Annotated in this window: 29 protein-coding genes; 13 read left to right on the top strand and 16 right to left on the bottom strand. The window is 65.5% G+C overall.

The genetic code is table 11. From position 1 onward, the window contains the following. The first annotated feature begins 14 nt into the window (after nucleotides 1–14). Both DW352_RS00990 and DW352_RS27550 read left to right on the top strand, forming a co-directional pair. Entirely contained in the window at nucleotides 15–488 is a 474-nt protein-coding gene (locus DW352_RS00990) for a DUF1360 domain-containing protein (RefSeq protein ID WP_115687688.1), read from the top strand. Between the two features lie 212 nt (nucleotides 489–700). Further along, a complete protein-coding gene (locus DW352_RS27550; RefSeq protein WP_115687686.1) occupies nucleotides 701–1,264 on the top strand; it encodes a septal ring lytic transglycosylase RlpA family protein in 564 nt (187 codons plus the stop codon). Between the two features lie 3 nt (nucleotides 1,265–1,267). Here DW352_RS27550 and DW352_RS00980 read toward each other — a convergent pair whose 3' ends face one another. From DW352_RS00980 to DW352_RS00970, 3 genes are all read right to left on the bottom strand, one after another. Continuing rightward, nucleotides 1,268–1,651: a hypothetical protein gene (locus tag DW352_RS00980; protein WP_115687684.1), complete on the bottom strand. Its 384-nt coding sequence runs from the start codon at nucleotides 1,649–1,651 to the stop codon at nucleotides 1,268–1,270. A 71-nt stretch (nucleotides 1,652–1,722) separates the two neighbouring features. Beyond that, the gene (locus tag DW352_RS00975) at nucleotides 1,723–2,055 is read right to left on the bottom strand and encodes a hypothetical protein (RefSeq protein ID WP_115687682.1); all 333 of its coding nucleotides are present in this window, start codon (nucleotides 2,053–2,055) and stop codon (nucleotides 1,723–1,725) included. Nucleotides 2,056–2,128: 73 nt separating this feature from the next. Then, a complete protein-coding gene (locus DW352_RS00970; protein WP_115694176.1) occupies nucleotides 2,129–3,073 on the bottom strand; it encodes a DUF5996 family protein in 945 nt (314 codons plus the stop codon). Between the two features lie 78 nt (nucleotides 3,074–3,151). Here DW352_RS00970 and DW352_RS00965 point away from each other — a divergent pair, with 78 nt between their 5' ends. The 6 genes from DW352_RS00965 to DW352_RS00940 all read left to right on the top strand — a co-directional run bounded on the left by DW352_RS00965 (nucleotide 3,152) and on the right by DW352_RS00940 (nucleotide 8,002). Continuing rightward, nucleotides 3,152–4,087 carry a lactate/malate family dehydrogenase gene (locus DW352_RS00965; RefSeq protein ID WP_115687680.1) on the top strand — a complete coding sequence of 312 codons (936 nt, stop codon included), beginning with the start codon at nucleotides 3,152–3,154 and terminating at the stop codon, nucleotides 4,085–4,087. After that, a complete protein-coding gene (locus DW352_RS00960; RefSeq protein WP_115687678.1) occupies nucleotides 4,084–5,529 on the top strand; it encodes an MFS transporter in 1,446 nt (481 codons plus the stop codon). Before DW352_RS00965 ends, DW352_RS00960 begins: the two co-directional genes overlap by 4 nt. An 88-nt stretch (nucleotides 5,530–5,617) precedes the next feature. Beyond that, nucleotides 5,618–6,097 (top strand): SET domain-containing protein, encoded by a 480-nt coding sequence (locus DW352_RS00955; protein ID WP_115687676.1) that lies wholly within the window; start codon nucleotides 5,618–5,620, stop codon nucleotides 6,095–6,097. A 5-nt stretch (nucleotides 6,098–6,102) separates the two neighbouring features. Further along, nucleotides 6,103–6,537, top strand: a complete 435-nt coding sequence (locus DW352_RS00950) for an SET domain-containing protein (RefSeq protein WP_115687674.1) — start codon at nucleotides 6,103–6,105, stop codon at nucleotides 6,535–6,537. Between the two features lie 60 nt (nucleotides 6,538–6,597). Next, the gene (locus DW352_RS00945; protein WP_115687672.1) at nucleotides 6,598–7,518 is read left to right on the top strand and encodes a DMT family transporter; all 921 of its coding nucleotides are present in this window, start codon (nucleotides 6,598–6,600) and stop codon (nucleotides 7,516–7,518) included. Nucleotides 7,519–7,522: 4 nt separating this feature from the next. Further along, the gene (locus DW352_RS00940; protein ID WP_162826696.1) at nucleotides 7,523–8,002 is read left to right on the top strand and encodes a cupin domain-containing protein; all 480 of its coding nucleotides are present in this window, start codon (nucleotides 7,523–7,525) and stop codon (nucleotides 8,000–8,002) included. A gap of 143 nt (nucleotides 8,003–8,145) precedes the next feature. Here DW352_RS00940 and DW352_RS00935 read toward each other — a convergent pair whose 3' ends face one another. From DW352_RS00935 to DW352_RS00920, 4 genes are all read right to left on the bottom strand, one after another. Next, on the bottom strand, nucleotides 8,146–8,856 hold the full coding sequence (locus tag DW352_RS00935; RefSeq protein WP_115687668.1) for a glutathione S-transferase: 711 nt from the start codon (nucleotides 8,854–8,856) through the stop codon (nucleotides 8,146–8,148). A 154-nt stretch (nucleotides 8,857–9,010) separates the two neighbouring features. Beyond that, a complete protein-coding gene (locus DW352_RS00930) occupies nucleotides 9,011–10,300 on the bottom strand; it encodes a GGDEF domain-containing protein (RefSeq protein ID WP_115687666.1) in 1,290 nt (429 codons plus the stop codon). 196 nt (nucleotides 10,301–10,496) lie between these two features. Further along, nucleotides 10,497–11,156 (bottom strand): lectin, encoded by a 660-nt coding sequence (locus DW352_RS00925; protein WP_115687664.1) that lies wholly within the window; start codon nucleotides 11,154–11,156, stop codon nucleotides 10,497–10,499. Between the two features lie 307 nt (nucleotides 11,157–11,463). Continuing rightward, entirely contained in the window at nucleotides 11,464–11,667 is a 204-nt protein-coding gene (locus DW352_RS00920) for a cold-shock protein (RefSeq protein WP_115687662.1), read from the bottom strand. A gap of 312 nt (nucleotides 11,668–11,979) precedes the next feature. Between DW352_RS00920 and DW352_RS00915 the strand changes: the two genes are divergently transcribed. Next, complete coding sequence (locus DW352_RS00915; RefSeq protein ID WP_115687660.1) at nucleotides 11,980–12,270, top strand: PilZ domain-containing protein; 291 nt, start codon at nucleotides 11,980–11,982, stop codon at nucleotides 12,268–12,270. 61 nt (nucleotides 12,271–12,331) lie between these two features. On the opposite strand, the gene DW352_RS00910 is transcribed toward DW352_RS00915, so the two are convergent. Next, nucleotides 12,332–13,315, bottom strand: a complete 984-nt coding sequence (locus DW352_RS00910) for a Tim44 domain-containing protein (protein WP_115687658.1) — start codon at nucleotides 13,313–13,315, stop codon at nucleotides 12,332–12,334. Nucleotides 13,316–13,517: 202 nt separating this feature from the next. On the opposite strand from DW352_RS00910, the gene DW352_RS00905 reads away from it, so the two are divergent. Both DW352_RS00905 and DW352_RS00900 read left to right on the top strand, forming a co-directional pair. Next, complete coding sequence (locus DW352_RS00905) at nucleotides 13,518–13,784, top strand: hypothetical protein (protein WP_162826695.1); 267 nt, start codon at nucleotides 13,518–13,520, stop codon at nucleotides 13,782–13,784. A gap of 99 nt (nucleotides 13,785–13,883) precedes the next feature. Continuing rightward, nucleotides 13,884–14,039: a DUF3309 family protein gene (locus DW352_RS00900; RefSeq protein WP_115694175.1), complete on the top strand. Its 156-nt coding sequence runs from the start codon at nucleotides 13,884–13,886 to the stop codon at nucleotides 14,037–14,039. Between the two features lie 3 nt (nucleotides 14,040–14,042). Here DW352_RS00900 and cckA read toward each other — a convergent pair whose 3' ends face one another. The 7 genes from cckA to flgB all read right to left on the bottom strand — a co-directional run bounded on the left by cckA (nucleotide 14,043) and on the right by flgB (nucleotide 20,301). Next, entirely contained in the window at nucleotides 14,043–16,520 is a 2,478-nt protein-coding gene (cckA, locus tag DW352_RS00895; RefSeq protein WP_425374646.1) for a cell cycle histidine kinase CckA, read from the bottom strand. A 228-nt stretch (nucleotides 16,521–16,748) separates the two neighbouring features. Then, the gene (gene flhB / locus DW352_RS00890; RefSeq protein ID WP_115687652.1) at nucleotides 16,749–17,819 is read right to left on the bottom strand and encodes a flagellar biosynthesis protein FlhB; all 1,071 of its coding nucleotides are present in this window, start codon (nucleotides 17,817–17,819) and stop codon (nucleotides 16,749–16,751) included. A gap of 12 nt (nucleotides 17,820–17,831) precedes the next feature. Next, the gene (fliR, locus tag DW352_RS00885) at nucleotides 17,832–18,602 is read right to left on the bottom strand and encodes a flagellar biosynthetic protein FliR (RefSeq protein ID WP_115687650.1); all 771 of its coding nucleotides are present in this window, start codon (nucleotides 18,600–18,602) and stop codon (nucleotides 17,832–17,834) included. Between the two features lie 147 nt (nucleotides 18,603–18,749). After that, a complete protein-coding gene (gene fliQ, locus DW352_RS00880; RefSeq protein WP_115687648.1) occupies nucleotides 18,750–19,013 on the bottom strand; it encodes a flagellar biosynthesis protein FliQ in 264 nt (87 codons plus the stop codon). A 60-nt stretch (nucleotides 19,014–19,073) separates the two neighbouring features. Continuing rightward, a complete protein-coding gene (fliE, locus tag DW352_RS00875) occupies nucleotides 19,074–19,445 on the bottom strand; it encodes a flagellar hook-basal body complex protein FliE (protein WP_115687646.1) in 372 nt (123 codons plus the stop codon). An 11-nt stretch (nucleotides 19,446–19,456) separates the two neighbouring features. Then, on the bottom strand, nucleotides 19,457–19,876 hold the full coding sequence (gene flgC, locus DW352_RS00870) for a flagellar basal body rod protein FlgC (RefSeq protein ID WP_115687644.1): 420 nt from the start codon (nucleotides 19,874–19,876) through the stop codon (nucleotides 19,457–19,459). Nucleotides 19,877–19,896: 20 nt separating this feature from the next. Beyond that, nucleotides 19,897–20,301: a flagellar basal body rod protein FlgB gene (flgB, locus tag DW352_RS00865; protein WP_115687642.1), complete on the bottom strand. Its 405-nt coding sequence runs from the start codon at nucleotides 20,299–20,301 to the stop codon at nucleotides 19,897–19,899. Between the two features lie 288 nt (nucleotides 20,302–20,589). On the opposite strand from flgB, the gene DW352_RS00860 reads away from it, so the two are divergent. Together DW352_RS00860 and fliP are read left to right on the top strand one after the other, a co-directional pair. After that, entirely contained in the window at nucleotides 20,590–21,600 is a 1,011-nt protein-coding gene (locus DW352_RS00860; protein ID WP_245434276.1) for a FliO/MopB family protein, read from the top strand. A 62-nt stretch (nucleotides 21,601–21,662) separates the two neighbouring features. Further along, nucleotides 21,663–22,361: a flagellar type III secretion system pore protein FliP gene (fliP, locus tag DW352_RS00855; protein WP_115687640.1), complete on the top strand. Its 699-nt coding sequence runs from the start codon at nucleotides 21,663–21,665 to the stop codon at nucleotides 22,359–22,361. Here fliP and DW352_RS00850 read toward each other — a convergent pair. Then, nucleotides 22,358–26,113, bottom strand: coding sequence for a tetratricopeptide repeat protein (locus DW352_RS00850; RefSeq protein ID WP_115687638.1), 3,756 nt, complete (start codon nucleotides 26,111–26,113; stop codon nucleotides 22,358–22,360). The genes fliP and DW352_RS00850 overlap by 4 nt on opposite strands. Nucleotides 26,114–26,136: the final 23 nt, after the last annotated feature.

Below are 26,136 nucleotides of genomic sequence, written 5' to 3'. Positions count from 1 at the left end.
ACCGGGGCCCGGCCATGTCTGACACGACGGCGCGCGTGCATGATGCCGAAATCCGCGACGAGCAGCACTTCTGGAGCGTGATCGCGCTCGTCGTGTTCGCGGCGCTGTGCGCGCTTGCGGTGTTTCTGATCGGCCGCTACGGCACGTTCGATCCGGCCGCGCTCACCTTCCTCGATCTGACCTTGCTCGCCTTCGGCGCGTTTCGCGTCGTGCATCTGCTCACCTACGACAAGATCTTCGAGATGGTGCGCGCCGCCTTCATGGACCGCGACGGCGGCCGGCTGAAGACCGCCGCGCGCGGTTGGCGCCGGCTCATGTGCGAGTTCATGAACTGCATCTGGTGCACGGGCATGTGGTCCGGGCTGATCGTGGTGACGGTCTATTTCCTCGGCGTGTGGGGCCGCTTCGCCGTCGTCGTCCTTGCCGTCGCCGGCATCGGCTCGCTGCTGCAGCTGGTGTCGAAAGCGCTCGCGGCGCAAAGTTCATGATCGGCCGCGCGCATTTGAATCAAACGATATGCAGGCGCATGCGCGCGGCGCTCACACGCACGCAAGCAATACCGTCGGCGCCGGCGCGCTGTCGCTTCCAAGTCACACCTCACGGCAAACCGCCCGCATCCCCCACGTCGTACCACCACGCGAGTCAACGGCGCCCCTAGCGTCGCCAGCGGGACCCGGGGGGCTACTGGGGCTCGCGTGACATGAACAAGCTCAGTCGTTCGGTTCGCGTATCGCGTCTTGTGTCCATGGCGGCCGTTGCCGCAGCCTGCTTTGCGCTCGCCAATTGCGCGGGCAACAACGTCGCTCAGCGCGCGACACCGCAACAGCCGGATGTCGCCAGCAACGATCAGCCGGGCGACGCGCCGGCCAGGCCGGCCAAGCGTCAAACGTCGGCGGCGCAGAAGCCGGCGTTCGTCGCGAGCGGCAGCTACAGCGCGGTCGGCCTCGCGTCGTGGTACGGCGCGGACTTCCACGGCCGGCGCACCGCGAACGGCGAGACCTTCAACATGCATTCGCTCACGGCCGCGCATCGCACGCTGCCGCTGCAATGCACGGTGAAGGTGACGAACCTCGCCAACAACCGCTCGCTGTTCGTGCGCGTGAACGACCGCGGGCCCTTCACCGGCAATCGTCTCATCGATCTGTCGGCGCAGAGCGCCAAGCTGCTCGGCTTCTACGACCGCGGCCTCGCCAAGGTGAAGGTCGAGCTCGTCAACCGCACGCCGCAGCCGTCGGCGCCGCAAGTCACCGCCGCGGCGATGTGAGCGTCAGAGCGCCCGGCATTCGCGCGCCGTCTGCGCCGAACCGCCGGCCATCGGCACGCGCATCGACCAGCTGTTCTTCGTTTCCTGGCCGGGCGAACCCGGCCGCAAGGTGAGCACGCCCTCGCCTTGCCGCGCGCCCTTGGCCGACGTCACGTAAGCGAAGACGCGGCAACGGATGCGCGCGTCGCATTTGTTGCCGAGCGCGATGGTGAAGGCGATGCGGCGGCCGTTGCGTGTCCAGCCGGAATTCTCCGACAGGCACGGCGACTGGCTGGTGACGCCGGGCTCGGGCTTGAGCCGCGCCGGCGCGTCTTCCGCGCGGGCGGCGGCGAGCGAGGCGGACAAAGCAAGCACCGTCACAACGGCGCGCGCGACGCTGCAAGTCATGGCTGTCTCCCCTGAGATCTGTCGATATGCGTCCCGGGTCGCGCACAACCGCACCCGGGCCGACAGTTCGGTCATTCGTGCGGCAGCACCTTGAACGGCTGCGTATAAGGCTCGACGCGCAGTGACGAATTGGCCAGCACGCCGGTCTTGAGCCGCGGCGCGACCACGCGTTCGCCGTCCTTCTGCGCCACGCTATACTGCCACAAGGTCACCGAGCCCTTGGCCGCGATCGCCTTGGCGATGCCGCCCGCGTCGCCGCCGAATTCCTTCAGCTCGGCGTCGTTGAGGCCGACGATGATGTCGTCCTTGACCGTGACGATCTTGAACAAAGTCTCGGCCGACGCCGGCAGCGCAGCGAGAACGGAGCCGGCGAGCACGGCGCCGGCGACAATTTTGGTCAGCATGGAAAGCCCCCTTACGAGTAGCGTTACAATGCCCCTTGGTCGCACCGTGGAACCGAAAGGTTCATGACCATCGTCAAATCGGACGCACTTTTTTCGGCGCCCCCAACCCACAATCGAGCGACGCACGGTCCCAATGGCCGAGATCGGCCGCGGCCTCATAGGTCGATTGCAGGAAGGCGAGCAGCGTCGCTTCCGGATCGGCGGCCTTGCGCACGGCATCGTAAGGCAACAGGAATTCGCCGAGGTCCTTGGAGAAGAACGCCTCGGCCGGCCGCACCTTGGCGGCGCCGAAGCCTTCCGGCGCCGGATAGGCATAAGAGTAGAACGCCGGATATTCGACCGGCCCCGGACTGCCGGGCCAGAAGCCGGCGCTCGACACTTCGTGCGAATAGGCCTCGCGCGCGACATTGTCCGGCAGGTTCGGCACGCCGCCCGGATGCGCCGGCGCCTTGCGGCCCGAGAAGCGCGTGACCGCAAGGTCGAACGAGCCCCAGAAGAAATGCACCGGGCTCACTTTGCCGAGGAAGGCCGTGCGGAAAAGCTCGAACACCGCATGGCTCGAGGCCAGCGCCCGCCAGAAGCGATAGGCATAGTCGGGATCGTAAGCGCTGTGCGTCGTGTCCTGCTCGAACGGCACCGCACCAGGGATTTCGTTCGGCATCGTGTTGATGCGCACCGAAACGCCGAGCGCCGACAGCGCGGCCATCACCTCACCGTAGAATTCGGCGACCGGCATGGGCTTGAGCATAATCTGTCGGAAGTGGCCGTCGCTCGTGCGCAGCCACAGCACGTGATCGATGAAATCGAAATCGATCTGCGTCTCGCGCACACCGCACGGCATCGGCCCGGTGGTCAAACCGCGCGCCGTCACATAGAGCGTCACGTGCCACGAGTGATTGATCCACGGCGTCAGCGCGAGGCGCACCTTGCCGACAACCTGCGTCCACAGATGCAGCGTCTCGCGCGTGTCTTTCCAGGCGTTGTAGTCTAGGGCGGGCCAGCGGTCGGCGGTTGTCATTCGATCGTCCTTCTCGAACGGCGGGAACACCGCCGCCTTTTACGGGTTTTCCATCATCGCGGATCCAGGAGCCTCTCCATGAAACTCGGAATCATCGGCGCCGGCAATGTCGGCTGCGCCTGTGCCCTGGCCGCCGCGACGCGCGGCAGTGCGCGAGAGATCGTGCTGGTCAACCGCACGCGCAAGACCGCGCAGGCTGTCGCGACCGATATCCGCTACGGCACGCCGCTCGGGCCTCGCGTCGATATCCGCGACGGCGATTATGGCGATCTCGCCGGCTGCGGCGTGGTGATGATCACCTCCGGCATCAACGAGAAGACCGGCGGCGCCACTGATCGGAACGACAAGGAGGGCCGCCTCAAGCTGCTCGACAAGAACGCGGCGATCTATCGCGACATCGTGCCGCGCATCGTCGAGGCGGCGCCGCATGCGGTGCTGCTGACGGTGACCGACCCGCCCGATCCGCTGGCGGACGTCGCACGCGAGGCCGCCGGCCACGGCAAGGTGATGAGCGCCGGCACCTTTCTCGACAGCCAACGTTTCCGCATCCACCTCGCCAGCCATTTCGGCGTCAGCCCGGCGGAGGTCGACGCCATGGTCATCGGCGACCACGGCACCTCGCAGGTCTTCGTCTGGTCTGCCGCGCGCGTCGGCGGCGTGCCGGTGGCAAAGCTGCTCAAGGACCGCGGCGAGGACGCAGCGGCAATGCACGCCCAACTCGAAAAAGACGTGCGCTATGCCAACATCACCATCATCGAGGGCCACGACGCCAGCCAATACGGCATCGGCATCGTCTCGGCCCGCATCACCGAGATGATCCTCAACGACGAACGCGCCACGATCCCCGTCGGCAGCCTGCAGAAGCCATACGGCGTCACGCTGTCGCTGCCGTCCGTGGTCGGCCGCGGCGGCATCGAGGCTGTGCTTGCTCCGGAGTTGTCGGCAACGGAGCGCGAAGGCCTCGAAAAGAGCGCCGAGAGCCTGCGCCAGGCCCTCGCCCGGGTTCAACGATGACGTCACAGGGCGACACCATCCGCACCCTGATCCCGGCGCGGCTCGATCGCCTGCCCTGGACCCGTTTTCATACCTGGGTGGTCGTCGCGCTCGGCATCACCTGGATCCTCGACGGGCTGGAAGTTACGCTTAAAGGCGCGATGTCGGGCGTGCTCCAGGACCCGGGAACGCTCGGGCTGAGGCCGAGCGAGATCGGCCTCATCGCCTCGTGCTATCTGGCCGGCGCGGTGATCGGCTCGCTGGTGTTCGGCTATCTGACCGACCGCTATGGCCGCCGCCTGTTCTTCTTCATCACGCTCGTCACCTATCTCACCGGCGCTTTTCTCACTGCCTTCTCCTGGGACCTGACGAGCTTCATCATCTTCCGTTTCATCACCGGTGCCGGCATCGGCGGCGAATACGCGGCGATCAATTCGGCCATCGACGAGATGATCCCGGCCCGCGTGCGCGGCCGCGTCGACATCTATATCAACGGTTCATACTGGCTCGGCGCGGCGCTCGGTTCCGGCGCCACTTTGATCTTCCTCGATCCTGCACTGTTCTCGGTCGATGTCGGCTGGCGTGTCGGCTTCGGCGTCGGCGCCTTGCTCGGATTGGTTATCCTGGCGGTGCGGCGCTTCGTGCCGGAAAGCCCGCGTTGGCTGGTCACACACGGCTATACCCGCGAGGCGGAAGCCGGCGTGACCGATATCGAGGCGCTGGTCGATTCGGAGACGGATGCGAGAATCCCCAAAGTCGACCCGGCGGACGCCATCACGGTCCATCCACGCCAGTCCTTCGGCTTTGGCATCATCATCCGCACCATGTTCGGACGCTACTGGCGCCGCGCTTTGGTCGGTTTTTCGCTCATGGTGGCGCAGGCCTTTCTCTACAATGCGATCTTCTTCACCTATGCCCTGGTGCTCACCCAATTCTACAAGGTGCCGGCGAGCACGACCGGGCTCTATCTCCTGCCCTTCGCACTCGGCAACTTCCTCGGCGTCATGGTGCTCGGCCATTTCTTCGACACGATCGGCCGCAAGCAGATGATCGCGGCGACCTATGCCTTCTCAGCCGCCATTCTGATCGTCACGGGGCTCTTGTTCGCACAGGGACATCTGACGGTCGTCACCCAGACCGCCCTGTGGACGCTCATCTTCTTCATCGCCTCGCCGGCGGCAAGTTCGGCCTATCTCACCGTCAGCGAGATATTTCCGCTGGAAACCCGCGCTCTGGCCATCGCCTTCTTCTTCTCGCTGGGCACGGGCGCCGGCGGCATCATCGCCCCGTGGCTGTTCGGCACCTTGATCGGCACCGGCTCGCCCTGGGCCGTGTTCTACGGCTATCTCGCCGCCGCCGTGTTGATGCTCGCCGCCGCGATCATCGAACTGGTGTTCGGCATCGCCGCCGAAAGGCAGCCCTTGGAGAAGATCGCCGAGCCGTTATCGGCCCGCGAGCGGTAACTTGACCATTTATCCCCTGTTTTCATTGACGTTGCCGCTTCTATCTGGCATTTGCGCCCCCTTGCCGGTAATGAAACGTCAATAATCCATGGCACCACGACCTTTCCGCCTCGGCCGCGCACGCACCGGTCTCGGCCTGTTTGCAATACGAGCGATCAAGAAGCGCAAGCGCGTGGCCGAATACAAAGGCCCACGGCTCAACGTGAAGGATGCGCTGAAGGCGGAAGCCCGCGGCAACCGCTATCTGTTCGAGGTCAACAGCCGTTGGACCATCGACGGCAAGGCGCGCAGCAATATCGCGCGCTATTTCAACCACTCCTGCAATCCGAACATCGATTGCACGATCCGCAGCGGACGCGTCTTTTTCTACACCCTGCGCAACATCAAGCCGGGCGAGGAACTGACCTTCCACTACGGCAACGACTACCTCAAGAACGTCATCGGCAAGTCGAACTGCAAGTGCTCGCGCTGCCTGCGCCGCAAGGCCAAGCGGGCCCGCGAGCTCCGCGCCGTGCGTAAGCGCAAAGAAGTGCGCGCGGCGGCCAAGAAACGGCGCAAGGCCGCCTGACGGGCATGGGCAAGGCCGCAAAACCCTATCGGGTCGGCCGCGCTCGGACGGGCCTCGGCCTCTTCGCCACCGCGCCCATCGGCAAGCGCGCGCTCGTCATCGAATACAAAGGCCGCCGTATCCCCACGAAGCTCGCGCAAGAGATCGAGAAGCGGCGGGCCAACAAGTATCTGTTCGAGATCAACGGCCGCTGGACCATCGACGGCTCGTCGCGGCGGAACCTCGCGCGCTACGTCAACCATGCCTGCGACCCGAACACCGAGGCCGAACTGATCCGCGGCCGGATGATGTTTCGCGCCGTGAAAGCGATCGTGCCCGGCGACGAGATCACGATCGACTACGGCGAAGATTATATCGATCTCTATTTCGGCAAGACCGGCTGCCTCTGCGCGACCTGCAAACCACGCGCGCGCAAGCCGCGGGCACAGGCGACGAAATAGACTTGCTGCGCGCGGCTTGCCGCACCATGCTGGCGGCATTGCATAGGCCGCGCGCCCACCGTGACATCCGACAGCCTCGACCAGCCGCATCCGACCCGCATCGACCGCATCCCGCTCGGCATCGTCTTCATGCTCGGCGCGACGGTGATGTTCGCGCTCTCGAGCGCGCTGTCGAAAGCGCAGGTCGCGGATTATTCGTTCGCCGAGGTGCTGTTCTTCCGCTCCTTCGCCTCGCTCATCACCTGCGCGCTCATCATCCTGCCGCGCACCGGCCTTTCAACCTTCCGCACCGCGCGGCTGCGCGATCATGCCGGCCGCAGCGTCACGCAGACCATCGCGCAGTCCTGCATCGTCATCGCCTTCGGCATGATGCCGCTCGGCGGCGCGGTGGCGATCAACTTCTCCGCGCCGCTGTTCGCCACTTTGTTCGCGGCGCTCTGGCTGAAGGAGAAGGTCGGCCTGGTGCGCGGCCTGGCTTTGCTGGTGGGTTTCGTCGGCGTGCTGCTCGTCGCGGCGCCCGGCGCCGACAGCTTCCGTCTCGGCGCGCTGTTTGCCGTCACCAATGCCGTGCTCTATGGCAGCGTCACCGCGGCCGTGCGCGGCATGACCAAGACCGAGTCGGCCGAAACGCTGACCATGTATCAGATGGTCTTCCTCACGGCCTTCTTCGCGCTCTCGCTGCCCATCTTCGGCTTCGTGTGGCCGAGCCACGCGGACCTCGGCGCGCTGCTCGTCAACGGCGTGCTCAACGCCATCGGCCAATATTGGTGGACCCGCGCGCTGACCATGGCGCCGCCGGCGGCCGTCGGTCCGTTCTATTACTTCTCGCTGGTCTGGGCGATGCTGCTCGGCTTCGCCTTCTGGGGCGATGTGCCGACGCTCGGCCTGCTCGCCGGCTCGGCCGTGGTGGCGGGCTCCGGCCTGTTCCTGCTCTGGCACGAAAGCGCCAGGAAGACGAAGTCAGTTGAAGCAAAGGAGTGAGACGATGGACGTGACGAAGCTGCGCCGTGTGGTGACGGGACATGATGCGCAAGGCAAAGCCAAGGTACTCATCGACGAGACCGTGACCAATGCCGCCGAAACGCGCCGGGGCGCGATCGCGACCGTGATCTGGTCAAGCGAAGGCTTTCCGGTCGACAACGACGGCAGCGACGATCCGTCCGACAAGAAGATCGGCACCACCATCCCAGGCGGCACCGTGTTCCGCGTGGTCAGCTTCGGCCCGGGCGTCGCGCCGCGCAACCATCGCACCGACTCGATCGACTACGCCGTGGTGATGGCCGGCGAGATCGACATGGTGCTCGACGACGAAACCGTGCGGCTCAAGGCCGGTGACGTCATGGTCCAGCGCGGCACGGTGCACAATTGGATCAACAACGGCAGCGAGCCCTGCGTCATCGCCTTCACGCTGGTGTCGGCCAAGCCCGTCAGCGCCGGCGGCAAGACGCTCAACGCGCAAGGCTGACGCTCCGTCAGCCCTCCCCCGCTTGCGCGGGAAGTGGCGAGCGAAGCGAGCCGGGCGGGGACTGAATACGATTGTGAAGCAACCCCACCCCGATCGCGCAAACGCGCGATCGACCCTCCCCTTTCAGGGGAGGGATAGAAGCGTCAGCGATCCAACTCCGGATAATACCGGAATATCCCGCTCTCGTTGAATGGGATGCGGCGGTCGGACGCAAGGTAAGCCTTGATGCCCGGCCGCGCCGCAACGCGGCCGCGCACGCCGACAAGACCGGGAATATCGCGCTCGATGCGCTTCATGCCTTTCGGGAACGCGTAACGCATCCCCTCGACGAGTTGGAACATCGACAGGTCGATATAGGTCGCCTTGCGCCCGAGCAGCCACGGCCCGCCGCTCTTCTTGAGCACGCGCTCGAAGTAGCCGAGATATTTCGGCGCGCGCTCCTCCAAGAAGCCTTGCGCATAGCGCTTGGCCTCCGGCTTCTGGTCTTCGTAATAGAGACCCGTGCCGACCGGATGATGCGTGTCGTGCACCTCTTTGATGAAATCCGTGACGGTCAGTTGCAACTGATGCAGCCATAGCCGTCCGGCCTCGTCGCGCGGCGCCAGTTTCAGCTTGGGCCCGAGGTAGAACAGGATCTCGGCCACCTGCGCGATGGTCAGTTTGCCGGCGCGCAGGAACGGCGGCGCGAAAGGCGGGCGCTTCTCGCGCGCGCCGCCCATGATGGCCATCATGCGCTCCGTGCCGCCACGCTTGCGGGCGACGTCCTCGTAGTCCGCGCCGGCGTCTTCGAGCGCCAGGCGCACGAACTCGCCGCGCCCTTGGATCTCAGCCCAGTAGAACAACTGATAACGCATGAATTCAGCCTCCTTTAGCGGCGCGGCAGCGCAAACACGCCTCAGGACTATCTACGTCCAGCACCGCGAACGCGTTCCCGCCCCCTCGCGAACGGCAAGGAGGGAATCCGCAGCGATCGCTTTGCCTTTCGGCGACGACGTGCGCGTGAAGTCTTCACCCCACCAGGCGCACCGAGCCATCGGCGGGCAGAATGCGTTCGCCGACGATACGATTTCGGCCGGCGGCTTTGGCTTGATAAAGGCGTTTGTCCGCAATCTCGAACAACGTGTCGTAGTCGGTCGCGTCGCGCGGGCACGTTGAAACACCGATGCTAACGGTGAGGCGCCCTTCCGCATCACCGCTGCCGGCGATGCGCCGCCGGATGCGGTCGGCGAGCGACAGCGCGTCCTCGGCATTCACGCCGTCGCCGATGACGACGAACTCCTCGCCGCCGAAGCGATAGGTGAAATCGGACACGCGCGCCGCGGCCATGATGTCGAGCGCGATGCGCTTGAGCGCCTTGTCGCCCGCCGCATGTCCGAACCGGTCGTTGAAGGCCTTGAAGTGGTCGATGTCGACGAGCACCAGCGCCAACGGCCGTCCAGCAGCGGCGGCATGCTCAACGGACCGGCGGCCGTGCGCTTCGAGCGAATGGCGGTCGAGCGCGCCGGTCAGGGCGTCGCAACCGGTGCGCGCCAGGAGGTCTTCGTAGCGCTCGCGATAGGTCAGCGTATCGAAGATGTCCCAGATCTTCGGCGCGTCTCTGCGTCGCCCGATCGGCCGCTCGAAATAGATCAGATAAATGCTGGCGAGCACGCTGTAGAGCGCGACGGCGCCCATCTTCGCCGCCCATCCACCGGCGAGCACGTGCACGCCCGCGCCGGTCAGCATGTGCAAGCCGGTGAAGAAGGCGAGCTGGTCGAAGGTCAACACCATCACGCCGCAGACGAACACCCGCGGAAACACGCGGTCGCCGAACCAGGCGCGCGAGCGCTCGTAGAGCAGAATGATGATGATGCAATCGAAGAACAGGATCGCCGTTCCCCAGACCATCAGCGCGCCCATCTCATTGAGGAAGGCGAAGTCGGCGGCCCGGCTCGGCGCGATCGACACCGGCACGTGCTGGCGCATGATGAAGGCGAGCACGAACAGCAGCACGTTGCCGAACAGCAAGCCATAGATCGGCTGGCGCACCACCACCGCGTCCTCGCGGATGTAGAGCAACAGCAACATCATCAGCTTGCCGGTGAACAGCACGGTCGAGCCCGGCGACGTGATGATGCCGTAAGGCAGCGAGACATAGAGGATGCTGGCGAGATAGGTCTCGAGGAAGTGCATCACGCCGAGCGCGCAAAAGAACGCGCCAAGGCCGATGCGGCCGCGCGCGCGCAGCAACGCAGCCAACGCGACGAAGTACACGATCGCGTCTACCCCGAGCAGAACGACGTTCTGGATCTCAGCCATTGCAGTGATTGGCTCGCGCCCCCCCGGGCGAAACCAGGCCCCAACCCGGATTCAACGATACTGTGCCGTGAAAACGGCTAACAAGTCGTAGCAGGAATCTAGCCGGGGGACGACCGATTCGCTGCAATTGTGAGGACGCCGGCGAATAGGCACACGGCCATACCGCATCGCCGGCGACGCTCAGTCTCGTGGAACTTTAGTTGGCGGCAAAACAATAGAGCAAGCCATCCCCGCCCGTGGAGCGCAGATCGGCCTGACTGCAACCGCCCTCCGGCCCGCGCGATGGATGCGAAGAGTTCCACGACTTCGAGGGCGCGTCGTCCTGCAGGCCGCGGCGGTCGGCGTGGCCTAGCATCGCCGCCCCTTGGGTGCTCGAGGTCCAGTTCCGGCAGGTACGATCGTCAGAACCGCTGAAGGCGGTGCCATCGGCCTGCGAGCCGGTCAGGATGTCATGGCGGTTAGGCGTGTCGCCGCGGCCGTTGATGACGTCGCCCTTCTCCGACAGCGCCGTCTGTTTGGTCAGGTTGTTTTCGCCGTGAAGCTCGGCAACGTCCTTGGCGACCACCACGCCCTTGGCATTGGTCCAGGGCCCTTTGCCGATACGATCCTTGGCGTTCACCGCGCCGCTGCCTTGCGTCGACAGGTAGGCGCGCCAGGTCTTGCCGCCCGCGCCGGCCGCCTGGGCGAGTTGCTGACAATGGGCGTCGGCGCCGGCGAGACCGCCGAGATCGGCCCCTTTCCCGATGCCCACGCTCGTCACGAAGAACGTCATGGTCGACTGCTGCGCCAATGCCGGCGCGGCGCCCAGCAGCGACAGACAGGCCGCGAGTGGTGCAGCGTTGCGAAGAACTCTCATGGAAGTACCTCCCTGCTCGGCACAGCTGGATCGCCTGCCCTAAGGAGGAGCCAACACTGCAACACGCCCGCCTATTCCCGCGACGTGACAAGTGCGTCAATTGGCGCAGGCGGGGACATACCGGGCGAACGGCTTACTGCTCGTCGCCGACGGGCTCGAGGCAGGACACGTGCTGCCCGCCTTCGGCTTCCTGCATGGCGATATGTTTCACGGCGCGGTCCGACGCCGCGCCGCCCGCGCAGCGGCGCGCAAATAAAAAGCCCGGCGTCGCCGCCGGGCTCGAGCATTCAGCGAAGTTCTAAAGACCTCAGGCCGACTGCAGATTGCCAGCAGCCTGCTTGCCGCGCTCAGTCACGATGTCGTAGCTGATCTTCTGGCCTTCGACCAGCGAGCGCATGCCAGCGCGCTCAACGGCCGTGATGTGCACGAACACATCCTTCGAGCCGTCGTCCGGCTGAATGAAGCCATAGCCTTTTTGAGTGTTGAAGAACTTCACAGTTCCGACGGGCATCAATAGTTCCTTTCACGCGTCTCTCGTTGAACGACCCCACAACCGTAGCAGGGGCGGCAACAATCAGTTTTGGGGGGTCACTTGAGGCGCAGTCCAAGACTGGAGCGTGGCAGCAAGGTGAGGCCGAAAACCAGGTTGCAGTTCGGCAAATAAACGGAATTCTTAACTTGGTCAACGGGAGGCGGTATCGAGAGACAGAAATACAATTTTATGAATTGGTAACAGCACCCCTCATATAGTCCCGCCACCGCCGAGGCAAGCCTTAACAGGCCGTGAATCGTTCAACGCTGCACTGCCCCTAACAATTGCACGATGCGTAAAGACCAACGAAAATCTCCACGCCGCTCGGTTCGTTACGCGGCGTGGCTCGCACTGGCGCCGGGCGAATTGCGCGGTTGTGCGCTATCGGACATTTCCAATACCGGCGCGCGGATCGATGTCGAGAATTCCGCGACGCTGCCGAACGAATTCGCCCTGTGGCTGGCCAGCAACGGTTCGGCACGGCGAAATTGCAGAGTCGTTTGGCGCACCCCAAAGCAGGTCGGCGTGCGTTTTGCGGGACGGCTCGCGAGCGGTGAACGCGCCGCGTTGGCCCCACTCTAAGCAAACGGCGGCGCCCGCATGGACGCCGCCGTGTCGTTTCCGCAGATCCAAAGACCGCTGATCAAGCCTGCTGGATGGCCGACAGGAGCCATTCACCTCCGCGCGAGCGCATGAACGTCCACAACTCTGTGGCTTCGCTCGGGCTGCCGCCTTCGACGGTGCGGCCGCTGGCCCGCTCGACCATACGGTCGGTGAGCGCAAAGCGCATGGCGACGGTCGCGTACTCCGTGCTGCCTTCGCGCCACGCTTCGGCGAGATCGCCCTGCAGCAGCTTCACGTCGCTGACCTGATTGACGACGCCGCGGCTGGCATTGTCCGCAAGATCCTCGGAGAAGTAAGAGAGCATCTCCGGCGTCACCAGTCGCCGCAATGCGTTCAGGTCCTCCGCCGAGTAAGCCGCCTGCACGTCACCGAGCAGACGCTCGAAGGCGTCATAGTCTTCCTTCTCGATGGAGAGCGGTTCGTCAGCCGGTTTGTTGCCGCCGAACATGCCACCGCCAAGTCCGGCACCGAGACCACTGCCGAGCCCCGTATAGGCATGCGTGGTCGGACCGCCCGGCGCGGCCCCCGGCGACGGCGCGCCGCTCGCATAAGCCGGCGCGTTGCGGCGCTGCCACCACGCGAACAGCAGCCGCGCGACGATGACGACGAGCACGACCTGCAGCAGCAGGCCGATGATGGAGGCAAAGCCCGCCATGCCGCCGAACAGGCCGTGACCGAACAACAGGCCGAACAGGCCGGCGCCGAGGAAGCCCGCGGCGAGACCGCCGAGCAGACCACCGCCGAACATGCCCCCGAACAGACCGGGGCGCGCCGCCGTCGCCGCGCCGGCGGTGCCGGTCCGGCCCGGCTGCGTCATCGAACGCTGCATCGGCGCTGCGGTCGAGGGCGCCGTCTGCGTCGGCGCGGGAGTCGAATAGGTGCGCATACCGCGGCTGCCAGCGGACGATCCGCGGCCCGCGCGCGCATCGGCATAATCGGCGGCGGCGACAACAAGCGCGGTCGCAATCGCGGCAATCGCAATCACGAAGCGGTGGCGAGTCATGGTCTGGTCTCCCGGCCAAGATTGGCGCGAAGAGAATATGTGCGCGCCCCGCGATTTGTAAGGGTCGGACGGTCGCCTGCGTCCCCGAGTCGCGGCCGAAAAACGCCGTCTTGACGCCACGGGAATGTCATGTCCGCGGCAGGAACTGCGCCCGCCACTTAGCGATTGCTCAAGCATACCGCAGTACGCAGGGGCGATGATCATGACAGTGCGCCACGCCGCAGTTGCCTTGCTGATCCTGAGCGCGCCCGCTCTGGGCGCGGCGACCGCTCGAGCGACTCCGACGCCTACCGAGCCGGTACGCCTGACCCATTCGACCGACGAGACATCGATGGCGACCGGCCCGGCCGGCGCCATGCTGGAGTCCGACTACTTCCAGGCGCCGCAGCGTCCGGTCACCGCCGGACGCATTTTTCCCTGTCGTCTGCAGATCTTCGACAAGGTGAAGCTGGCGCAATCCTGTCACTGAGCAGGAACTTGCGGGAAGGCCAGCCGTTATTGCCTCGCAACGCTTGGAACGTATGTAGGACGCGGCGATGTCCATGCCGCGCAACCGATGGGGCACGACATGTTGGGCACTATTCTTATTATTCTTCTGATCCTGATGCTGATTGGCGCCGTTCCGCGCTGGGGCTATTCCAGCGGCTGGGGTTATGGCCCGTCCGGCATCGTCGGCATTCTGCTGATTGTTGTCTTGGTGCTGGCGTTGACGGGACGCGTCTAGCCGTCAGCCCGCCAGCGTCTGCTTCACCTCGGCGACGAGCTGCTTGAGCGTGAAGGGCTTGGCCAGGAACGCATACTGCTCCTGGCTCGGCAGGTTCTTGGCAAAGGCTTCTTCGGCGTAACCCGATACGAAGATGATCTTCACCTTCGGGTCGCGCCGGCGAAGCTCTTTCAGCAGCGACGGTCCGTCCATCTCCGGCATCACCACGTCCGAGACGACGAGATCGACCGGGCCTTCGCGCTCCATCGCCTCGATGGCTTCCACACCATTGCTCGCTTCGACCACCGTGTAGCCGCGTGACGCGAGGCCGCGTGCGTTGAGCGCGCGCAAACCTTCTTCGTCTTCGACCAGCAGGATCTTGCCGTGGCCGGTCAGATCCGCCGCGGCCGCCTTGACGCTCTCCACCGCCGCGGTGGCGCCGGCAATGGCCGGCGCTTCCGCGGCCGGCGGCGCGAGCTCTTCGGCGCCGGGCACGTGGCGCGGCAAGAAGATACGGAACGAGGTACGGCCCGGCTCGCTATCGGCATAGATGAAGCCGCCCGTCTGTTTGACGATGCCGTAAACGGTGGACAGGCCGAGACCGGTGCCCTTGCCGACTTCCTTGGTGGTGAAGAACGGCTCGAAGATCTTCTCGATGATCTCCGGCGGAATGCCGGTGCCGGTGTCGCTGACCTCCACCATCACATAGTCGCCGTTCGGCATGCCTTTGGCACCAAGGCGGCCGGCATCCTTGGCTTCGACATTCGCGGTGCGCACCGAGAGCTTGCCGCCGTCGGGCATGGCGTCGCGCGCATTAACCGCAAGGTTCACGATCACCTGCTCGAACTGCGAGATGTCGACCTTCACCGGCCAGAGATCGCGGCCGGGGGTCACCTCGAGCTGCACCTTCTCGCCGATCAATCGCTTCAACAGCATGCCGATGTCGCTCAGGACCTCGCGCAGATCCAGCACTTGCGGCCGCAGCGTCTGCTTGCGCGAGAATGCCAGCAACTGCCGCACAAGCGCGGCCGCGCGGTTGGCGTTCTGCTTGATGGACATGATGTCCTTGAAGGACGGGTCCGTCGGACGATGCGCGTTGAGCAGGAAGTCGGTCGCCATCATGATCGCCGACAGCACGTTGTTGAAATCGTGCGCGATGCCGCCGGCGAGCTGGCCGACCGAGTCCATCTTCTGCTGCTGATTGATGCGGTTCTCGAGCGTGCGCTGCGCCGTGGTTTCGAGCGCGTAGACGATCGCCGCCTCGCTGTCGCGCTCCTTTTCCTCGACGGCGGAGACGAAGAAATTGGCATAGCGCTCGCCGCTGCCGACCAACGCCGCCTCGACCGGCGCGATCTCGCCCTGCCCTTCCGCCGCCTTGCGGATCGCGGCTTCGAGCGCCGGCCGGTCGCGTTCGTTGACCACCGCCAGGATCGACCGCAGATCGCCCTTGAGCGCGGCCTCGAAGGCCGAGGCGAAGCGCGCGTTCGAGCGCACGATACGGCCCGCTTTGTCGACGGTGGCGATGGCCATCGGCGTGTTCTGGAAGAAGCGCATGAAGCGCACTTCCGCCGCCCGCTGCGGATCGTGGCCTTCGTCGATGGCGCGGTTGAGCACCAAGGTGCGCGACGGCCCCGGCCGACCATCGGCGCCATAGGCCACCTTATGGAACAGCCGCGCCGGCACCGGCCGGCCGCCGCGTGCGCGCAGGTCGAGATCGAGCACCTCGGTCTTCACCTCGCCCGGCGCCGGCGGCAGCGTCGTGAGCAGCGCCGCGCCCTCGCCGGCAACGATGTCTGTGAGCTTGAGCGAGCCGAGCCCCACTTCCGCGAGATCCTGATCGAGCCAGGTCGCGAGCGTCGCGTTCAGGTAGACGACGTCGCCGTCGCCATCGACCGAGAAGAAGCCGGCCGGCGCGTGGTCGAGATAGTCGATCGCGTGCTGCAGTTCCTGGAAGACGTTTTCCTGCCGCTCGCGTTCGCGTGTCACGTCGGCGATCGACCACACCGTCATGCGCGCGTCGCGCTTGCCGGGACCGAGCGGCCGCACGCGCATGCGCAGCCAGCGCGCCGGCGCGCCCGCAGGCGACGGAATGCGCACCTCCTCCTGCAAACGGCGGCCTTCGCGGCCCGCCTTGAGCAGCCGATAGATCGCTTCGGATACGCCCGGGTCCCCCACAAAGACGCGCTCGATCGGGCGCACGTCGTTGGTGTCGGCGGCACCGATCAGGTCGAGGTAGACGGCATTGGCATAAAAAACGCGGCCGCTTTGATCGGTGACGACGATGCCTTCGAAGGCGCTGTCCACCACCGCTTTCAGGAGCGGATTGCCCTGATCGCGCCCGGCGAAACGCACGATGCCCGAGGCCAGCGCGAACAGTGCAAAGACGCCGATGGTGCCGAGGAGCGCGAGCAGCGTCAGGATGTAGGCGTCGGCATAGGCTCGCCCAATATAGACGAGGCCCGCGGCCGCGCCGACCAGCAGGACCGCGACCAGCAGCACCATGCCGACCGAACCCGAGCGCGGCGCGCTCTGGCTCTTGTCGAAGGCCGGACGCCCGGCCTCCGGGCTATGCGCCTCGTCTTCCGGCGCCGCCGTCCGCGCTGCTCGTTCCTGGTCCGTCATTTTGACCCTTGTCTCACCGCCGCGGCGGGCCCGCACCTCGCCTCCTCAAGTGCCTGAGGTGGCCTATGGGCGCAAGGCCCAGATGCCGCGCATCCCCTTGCCGCGCCGTTACCGTCCGCCCGGCGTCCGGCGCAGTTTCATGACGAAGCCGATCACTTCCGCCACCGCCTTGTAATGCTCCGCCGGGATCGCATCGTCGACCTCGACCGTCGCGTGCAGCGCTCGGGCGAGCGGCGGGTTTTCCACGATCGGTATCGAATGCTGGCCGGCGAGTTCGCGGATCTTGAGCGCCAGCGCGTCCATGCCCTTGGCGACGCAGATCGGCGCCTCCATGCCGCGCTCGTACTGCAGCGCCACCGCGTAGTGCGTCGGGTTGGTGATAACCACAGACGCTTTCGGCAGATTCGCCATCATGCGCTTCTTCATGCGCACTTGCCGCAACTGCTTCAGGCGGCCCTTGATGTGCGGATCGCCTTCGGTGTTCTTGAACTCCTCTTTCAGTTCCTGCAGCGACATCTTCTGCCGCTCGTGCCATTGCCGGTACTGGAAGAAATAATCGGCCGCGGCGACCACCGCGAGCATTGCGACCACGGCGCCCATCAACTTCAACGCCAGCACCTTGATGAAGGGCAAGAGCACCGCGGGATCGGTGGTGACGAGACCTTCGAAGCGATACCGCTCCGGCCACATCAATGCCAACAGCACGACAGCGACCACGATCAGCTTCACCAACCCTTTGGCGAAGTTCGCGAGCGTCTGCGCCGAGAACAGGCGCTTGAGACCGGCCAGCGGCGAGATCTTGGACAGCTTCGGGGACACCGCCTCGAAGCTCCAGACCAAGCGGTGCTGCACCATGTTGCCGGCAACGGCCGCGATGAGCAGCAGCAGGAACGGCACGGCCAGGCCGCCGATCAATTCGATGCCGATCTTCTGAAACAACTGCGGCAGCGCCGGCCCATCCACCCGGATCTGATGCGCATTGGCGACCAGCCCGCGCATCGACGTCATCAGGCTCGAGCTCATACTGCCCGAGAAGACCATCAGCACGAGGGTCGCGGCGCCCATCACGAACCAGGTGTTGACCTCCTGGCTCTTGACGACATCTCCGCGTTGCAGCGCTTCGTCTAAGCGTTTTTGGGACGGTTCTTCTGTTTTTTCATTCTCGGAATCTTCGGCCATGTCGCGCTCCGTTTATCCGGTGGGCGCGAGTTGGCCGAGGACGTTCCCGATATATCCGGTGAACAGGCCCATCATGGCCCCGAGCACCAGCACCAGGAGCATCAGGCCGACCAGAATGGTGACCGGAATGCCGATGAAGAACACCTGCATCTGCGGCATCAGCCGCGACAGCACGCCGAGGCCGAGATTGAACAAGAGACCGAAGGCCAGAAACGGCGCCGACAATTGGACACCGATGCGGAACGCGGTCGCGACGACGTGCGTGATATGCTGCGCGACGTCGCCGGACAGCGGCATCTCGCCGGGCCGGAAGATCGTATAGCTGTCGTTGATGGCGATGATGACCAGGTGGTGCAGATCGGTCGCGAAAATGAGCGCGATGCCGAGCAAGGTTAGAAAGTTGCCCAGGATCATGCCCTGCTGATCCTGGGTCGGATCGATCGCCGTGACGAAGCCGAGGCCCAATTGCTGCGCGATGATCGAGCCGGCGATTTGCAGCGCCGAGATGGCGAGCCGTGCGGTCATGCCGAGCACGGCGCCGACGATGATTTCCTCGACCAGAACGACCATCACCGGCGCCAGCGTGTTGAGATCGACCGCGTAGGCGCTGCGGTGCAGCGGCGTGATGAGGCCCGTCAGCACCAGCGCAACCGTCAGGCGCACGCGCGAGGGGATGTTTCTCTCGCCGATGCCGGGCAACATCATCATCATCGTGCCGACGCGCGCGAACGTTAAAATGAACGCCGCGGCCAGCGCCGGGAGGAATGAGATGTCGATGCGCATCAGCCTATCCGCGCCCGAGGGGCTCTCGAACAGTCGCACCAGGTCCGCCTGGACCTGGGCTCACGCTTGGCATCCACGATTCTCTTGCCGCTTGCAAAAGAAAGGCGGACGGCCGGACCGGTTCCAGCCAAAACGCAAGTCACGCCATCAGCCGGTGGCGATGCGCGCGGCGATGCGCAGCATCTCTCCGTGCAGCTTTTCGGCCATGAACGGCAGCGCGATGAGCAGCGAGACGAAGATCGCCAGGATCTTCGGCACGAAGGCGATGGTCTGCTCCTGCAATTGCGTCAGCGCCTGCAGCAAAGAGACCGCGACGCCGACCGCGAGCCCCACCAGCATGACCGGCGCGGATACGAGAATCAGCGTGAAGATCGCCTCGCGACCGATATCGAGAACTTCAGGTCCTGTCATATAGACTGCTCTGCCCTGAGGCCTCGCGCTCTTGTGGCGCGTAAGCCCGTTTGACCAAGGTTAGATCGGCATCCGCATGATTTCTTCGTAGGCCGCGATCACCTTGTCGCGGACCGCGACCACCGCGTCGATGGCAACCTCGGTTTCGGAGACCGCGGTCACGACGTCCACCATGTTCGCCTTGCCGTTCACGGCGTTGCGCGTCTGGGTGTCGGACTTCTGGCCAAGTTCGTTCACCGCGCCGATCGCCTCTTTCAACACCGACGAAAAGCTCGTCTGGCTCGGCTCCGGCATGCCCATGCCGCGGGCGAGCGCGGCGCTCGGATCGCCGGTCAGACGCGAGGCGTTGGCGAAACCGCCGGCGGCGTTGGAATCGGTCGTCAGGCGCGCGATGTTGGCGTAGGCGCTTGCGGCAGAGAGAGGTGATGACATTGTCTGAACCTTCAGGCTTTGAGGATGTCGATGGTACGCTGCAGCATGCGCCGGGTGGCGCTGATCACATTGATGTTCGCCTCGTATGAACGCTGAGCCTCCCGCATATCCGTCATTTCAACGAGCGAGTTGACGTTCGGATATTTGACGTTGCCGTTCTGATCGGCGGCGGGATGGCCCGGCTCGTACTTCATGCGGAATGCCGACGTGTCGGGTTGGGTCTTGCCGAGCTCGACGATCTGTGCGTCCACGGCGCGGTCGAACTCCGCCTTGAAGGTCGGAATCTTGCGGCGGTAGGGATCGGCGCCCGGACGCGACGGCGTCGAGTCGGCGTTGGCGATGTTCTCCGAGATGATGCGCATGCGACCGGCTTGCGCGCGCAAACCGGAGGCCGCGATCGCCATCGTCTTCATGAAGTCCAAACTGGCCATCGTCCTTAGCTCCGTTCCGCTCAGCGCTTGCCGATCGCGGTTTTGATGAGGCCAAGGCTGCGCGTGTAGAGCGCCGATGCGGCCTGGTAATCCATCTGGTTGGCGGCCACCTTCATCATCTCTTCTTCGAGACTGACGGCGTTGCCGGTCGGGCGGACGTCGTAGCCCGCCTTGCTCTCGCTGAATTGGCTGCTGCCTTCGGCCATGCCGAAATGCCCCGCCTCGGTCTGCGCAAGCTGCACGCGCGGCGGGGCGGCGGTCGCGACCTTGGCTGGGTCAGGAAAATTCAGGGGCGCGAGATCGCGCGCCCGGTAATTTGGGGTGTCGGAGTTGGCCACGTTCTCGGCCAGCAGACGTTGCCGGCTCTGCGCCCAGTCGAGCCGCGTCCGCAGCATGGAAAAGATTGGTATATCGGTAATGGCCATGAGGCCGACCCCCGCAATCTGCCGGTAGAATCATGTGGTGCAACGCAGCACTAGGCAGACTTTGCCGGGGGTATGGTTAACGGCTGGTAAATAGATCGCCGCGGAACTCCCAGGATGGAACTGTTGTTTACCATACCAACTATCTGAAAACGCGGCTTTGGTGCGGAAACGGCCTTTATTTGTTAATATCGAACTAGTATCCCGGGCGGCAAATAGTGCCTATAAAAGTTAACTATTGGCACGATTCCCGTTCGATAGCGGCAGCGCGAACAACACTGGAGTGATTTGATGTTCGAAAGCCTATTCGGCTCGGAGATGCCGCTGGCCGCGCGCTTCTTCATTGCCTTCCTCGTGGTGCTTGGCCTGATCGGCGTGACCGCTTGGCTGGTGCGCCGGTTCGGCGCCAGCCGTCTTGGCGGCGCCGGCGCCCGTGGCCGCCAGCCGCGCCTCGCCGTCATCGACGCAGCGACGGTCGACGGCCGCCGCCGGCTGGTGCTGATTCGCCGCGACAACATCGAGCATCTGCTGATGATCGGCGGTCCGACCGACGTTGTCGTCGAACAGAACATCGTCCGCGCCGCCGGGCGCGAAGCGACCCTGCGTGAGACCGGCCGCACTGAATTGCGCGCGGCGCAGCCTGAAACGGCGTGGCCGTTGCAGCCGCTGCACGAGCCCGCGCCTGTCGCCCCGGCCCGCCCCTTCCGTTCGTCAGCGACCGAAGAGCCCTGGCTCGCGCCCGAACCGGGCGCGCGTCCGCGTCCGGCCGACAATTTCGCGCCGCTGCCGACCGAACCGCCGCCGCGGCTCGCACCTGAGCTCAACGTGCCGCGGGCACCCCGCGTTGACGCGCCGGCGCCGCGTGCGCCGACCATCCCCCCGGTAGCCGCCGAGCCGGCTCAGGCCGCGGGTCAGGCCGACCACAATCTCGCGGAGATGGCGCTTCAACTCGAGGCCGCGCTGCGCCGTGCCCCGGCGCCGGAAGGCCGCCCGCCGGTCACCGATCCGTTGGCCGGACAAGTCGCCAAGCCCGCGGAGCCGCGCCTGCGCGAGTTCAAGCCGCGCGTCGAACCGAAGTTCGAACCGAAAGCCGAGCCCAAATTCGAACCCAAGTTCGAACCCAAGGCGGAAGCCAAGCCCGAACCCAAGTTCGACCTGCCGAAGTTCGAACCGAAGCAAGAGCCGAAGCTCGACATCAAGCCAGAGCCGAAGGCGGAGCCCCCGCAAGCCGGCAAGAACCTCTACGACAACCTTGAAGAGGAGATGGCCAGCTTGCTCGGCCGTCCTTCCGGGAAACCGTGATATCGGTTTCCGGCCGCCGCGTCCGTCAGTTGTTGACGGTGGCGGTCGGGGTAGTAGGGGTGATGCTCGCCGCGACGGTGCCTGCCGGCGCGCAAGACGTCAGCATCAATTTCGGCCAAGGTGCCGGCCTCACCGAACGCGTGATCCAGATGATCGCGCTGTTGACGGTGTTGTCGCTGGCGCCGTCGATCTTGGTCATGATGACGTCGTTCACGCGCATCGTCGTCGTGCTGTCGCTGCTGCGCACCGCGCTCGGCACCGGCACGGCACCGCCGAACGCCGTCATCATCGCGCTGTCGCTGTTCCTGACCGCCTTCGTGATGGGTCCGACGCTGCAGACGGCCTATGAGACCGGCATCCGGCCGCTGGTCGCCAACCAGATCACCGCCGAGCAGGCGTTCGAGCGCGGCAGCGTGCCGTTGCGCGCCTTCATGCAGAAGAACGTCCGCGACAAGGACCTGCGGCTGTTCATGGACCTCGCCAAGGAGCCGGAGCCGGCGACGCCGGACCAGCTCTCGCTGCGCATCCTGATCCCGGCCTTCATGATCTCCGAACTCAAGCGCGCCTTCGAGATCGGCTTCCTGCTCTTCTTGCCGTTCCTGATCATCGACCTGGTGGTGGCCTCGGTGCTGATGTCGATGGGCATGATGATGTTGCCCCCCGTCACCGTGTCCCTGCCGTTCAAGCTGATCTTCTTCGTGCTGGTGGACGGCTGGAGCCTCGTCGCCGGCTCGCTGATCCAGAGCTACGGCGGCAACTAGCGCGCCGCCGCGCGCTGCTGTGCCGCCGGCTTCGGGATCGAGCCCGTCGGCGTCATGTCGGGCCGCAACGGCACCCCCGCCGGCGCCTTCGGCGGCAACGGCGATGCCGACGCCGGATCCGCCGGCGCGTTCACAGCGGCCTTCTCGGCGGCTGCGGCCTTCTTCGCCTGCGCTTCAGCTTCCTTGGCCTGCATCGCGGCTTCGCCCGCCGCGGACGGTGACGGCGCTTGCGGCGTGCCGTCTGGAAAGCGCTTACGCATGTCGCGCAAGAAGCCCTGCAAGGTATCGACGGCCGCAAGGCGCTTGGCGACCGCGAGGAATTCCGGACGGTTGCCGCCGATCGGCACGCTCACGGTTTCGAAGGCGCGCGCATCGGTACTCTCGGCCATTTTCGCCGCGAACTTCTCCCGCAGCCGGCCAAGCCCGATGGTCTCGTCGGCGAGCGTGTAACCAACCGCCGCGCGCAGAACGTCGCTGCGCTCGTCGTCATTCAGCGGCGCGAAGTCGCGCCAGCGCTCGCCCATCAGCAACTCGATCTGCTCGGCCGCCTCGCGCCACCGCTGCGCCGCCCACAACGTGTCGGAACGCAGCCGCATCGCTTCCGGGCCTTTGACATTGGCAATCAGTTCGAGCGCCAGTTCATGCCGACCGATGTCCGACAGCGCGCGCGCCTCGAGCAACAAACGCTGATCGCGTATTTCGTTGGAGAGATCGCCCATGCGCGTCGACTGCAGCGTCGCCAGCGCCCGCTCCGGCCGGCGGTTCATTAGATAGATCAGCGCCAGACGCGTCGCGACCTGCGACCGCGCCGCGCCTTGCAAGCGATGATCGACCTGGTGCTGCAACAACTCCGCGGCCTGGTCGAGCAAGTCGACGGCCACCAGACGGTCGGCCAGGCGCCGGATCATCTCGTCACCCCGGCGCCCAATGGGCGTCAGTTCACGATAGTCGTAAAATAGACCGAGCGCTTCGACCGCCGGCAGCGTGTCGCCTTTGCCCTCGAGGAACAGGCTGTCGAACGTGGCGGCGGCCTCGTCCTGGAGTTTGCGCGTCATGTCCGAATTCGGATTCGACCGCAGCGCCGCGCGCATGACGTGGAAGGCGTCGCGAAAACGGTTCTCCTGGGTGTAAAGCTGCGCCAGCAGCCTCAAACCTTCGGCTTCGGTCTCGTCGCCGCGCCATACGGCGGTCAGCGTCTCCAACGCGACGATCGCTTCCTTGCGCGGCATTTGCCCGCTCGCTTGCAGCAAGGCGATCTCGCGCAGACGCGCTTGCGATGCGGCACGACGATCGGTGGAGTCGGCGGCGGCGTGATAATTGGCCAGCGCGTCATCCTTGCGGCCAAGGCCTTCGTTGAGACGGCCAGCCAGCACTTTGACGGTGGGATCGATGTCGGCGGGAATGCCGGCGGTTTCGAAGTCATTCAGCAATCGCGACGCGGCGGTGAAGTCGCGGACCTCAATCGCCGCGCGCAACGCTTCAAGCATTGCGACACGTTGCAATTCGAGCGGCAAGTTGCCGAGCGTCGCCTCGCTGCCTTTGAAAGCCTCGCGGGCCTCCGGCCACTTGCCCTCGCGCGCGAAGGCGACCGCGCGCCAGATCGGCGCATCTTGCTGGCTCGCGACCTGTGGCGACGCCAAGACCTTCAACGCCTCCTGCGGCCGGTCCAGCATCACCTCAGCGACGGCGCGCAGGATGCTGCCGGTGACATCGTTGGCCTCCTGCGGGTCCGCGAGCGCAACGTCGATCACGCCCTTGGCTTCCGCCGCCATGTCGCGCGCCAGATAGAAGCGCGCGAGATTGAGGCGCGCCTGTTTGCGCTTGGCGTCGGGCGCCGCGGCGGCCAGACGGATCAACTCCGACTGGCGATCGTTGAAAACGGCCTGACGATCGTAGCCCCAGGTCTGCGGATCGAATGTCAAAGAGCGGAAGGTGGAGGCGATTTGCTCCTCCGCCTGATCGGTCGGCGATAGCGACAACCCGCCGGGCCGGCTGAAGGTGACGCGATCGGCCTCGAGATCGGCGGCGACGTCATCGGCCAGCGGCTCGACGACGATGCCATGAGTCGAGACGAGCGCGCGCAGTTCGACGAAATCCTGCTGCTTAAGGAAGCCGCGGGCGGGGCCGAGCCCCGTGACGACCATGAGCGTGCTGCCGACATCCTTGTCTTTCAGCACATGCAGATGGCCCGGCCCGTCGAACGGCATGGCGATGCTGGTATGCGCCTTGCCGAGCAGCGCACGCGTAACCGAGAGCGGTTGCGTCGGCGTCATCACGGCGTCGGCGATGGTGACGACCCACTCGGGCCCATCCGCTACGAGACTGACGAGGCGCGGACGCGCCAAGCGAATGCGGAGAATTGCCTCGCCGTCGCTGCCGCGCTCAAGTTTCGCGCTGCGAATGCCGCTGCTCTTGTCGGCCGTGAGCGCGGCGATGTCGATCTTCTTATCGCTATCGAAGACCAGCCACACCGTATCGCCACGCCGGAAGACGGCTGCCGGGGTGGGCGCCGCAAACGGAAAATCGAGCCGCAACGTGTTGCCGGACTGCTCCAGACCGGCGACGACATTGTTCGCATCGGTCTTAGCCATCTTGGCCGCGGGCTTCGCCGGCTCCTTGACCCCGTCCTTGATCGTTGCCTTCGGCGCCGCCTCCGCTACCGGCGCGGCCTTCGGCGGTTCGGCCGTCGTGGGCGCCGCCGCCTGCGCGACCGGCTTTGCGGCATCCGCCTTCGGCGCTTCTGAGCGCGGCGCGACGTCGGGCTTCAGCGCTTCACCCTTCGGGGCTGCCGGCGTCGGTGCCGCGCTCTTGACGTCGGCCTTCGGCGTCGATGCATCCTTCGCGGCCGGGACTGTTTCCGGCGCGTCGATCGACGGCGCCGAGACAGGAGCCGGCGCGGCGCTGGCTTCCGACGGTTTGCTGCCGGTGCCGATATCGACGACGATGCTGCGATCCTCGCGGAAGGTGCGCACCTCGGGCTGCCCGTTCAGGGTGAACGTCACGGCACCCGACGCGAAATCGGTCGTCGCATCGACCGACTCCAGCGTCGGCGGCATGATCGCCTTGGCATCGGCGAGGTCCCACCGGATCGCCTGGTCGAAATTGAGCGTCAGCTTACCGGCGCTTTCATCCGGCACGACATTGGCGGCGTCCGGCAGCTCGAAGACGTAACGGACGAATGTCGGCTGCCGCGCCACACGCACGCGGAGCAGCGGCGGCTCTTTCTGCTTGGTGATGATCTTGTGCTGATAGAGCAGCTTCTCCGCATCCCGCGCGCGGCGCGCGAGATCGTCGACCACCTCCTGCGGCAACCCGGGCAGAATGCCGGTCCAGGTGTCCGGCAACAGATCGACGTAGAAGCGGTCGCCCGCCGGAATGGTGTTGACCTTCACCTTGCGCGCGAGGGCGATGCGGATGGCGGTGCCGTCCGGATCGCGCCGGGCGATGCTGATATAATCGCGCGCGCTGTCGCTCAGGCGGTCGACGCCGATCTGCACGGGCTTCTTGAAGCTGATGACCATAATCGAGCCGGCGACGCTGACGCGCGCGGGCACTTCTTCTTCCAGGCGAAACAGAAGCCGCGTGTAGCCGCCGTCGGTGAAGACGCTCACAGTGCCCCTAACCGGCTCATCGGCCTGGGCCGGCCCGGCAAGGCTCGGCGCAAGCGAAAGGGCGAGCGCAAGCGGTGCCGCCGCGCGCCGTAGCCGCGCCCAGGCATGCACAAACACCGGGCGGAAGGTCAAAGCCGTCATAACGCGATCCAACTGGGAACGAC

The organism is Pseudolabrys taiwanensis (assembly GCF_003367395.1).
GTDB classification, from domain to species: Bacteria; Pseudomonadota; Alphaproteobacteria; order Rhizobiales; family Xanthobacteraceae; genus Pseudolabrys; species Pseudolabrys taiwanensis.
Note: the sequence above shows the minus strand (reverse complement) of the source record. Positions and strands in the feature narration are given on the sequence as shown.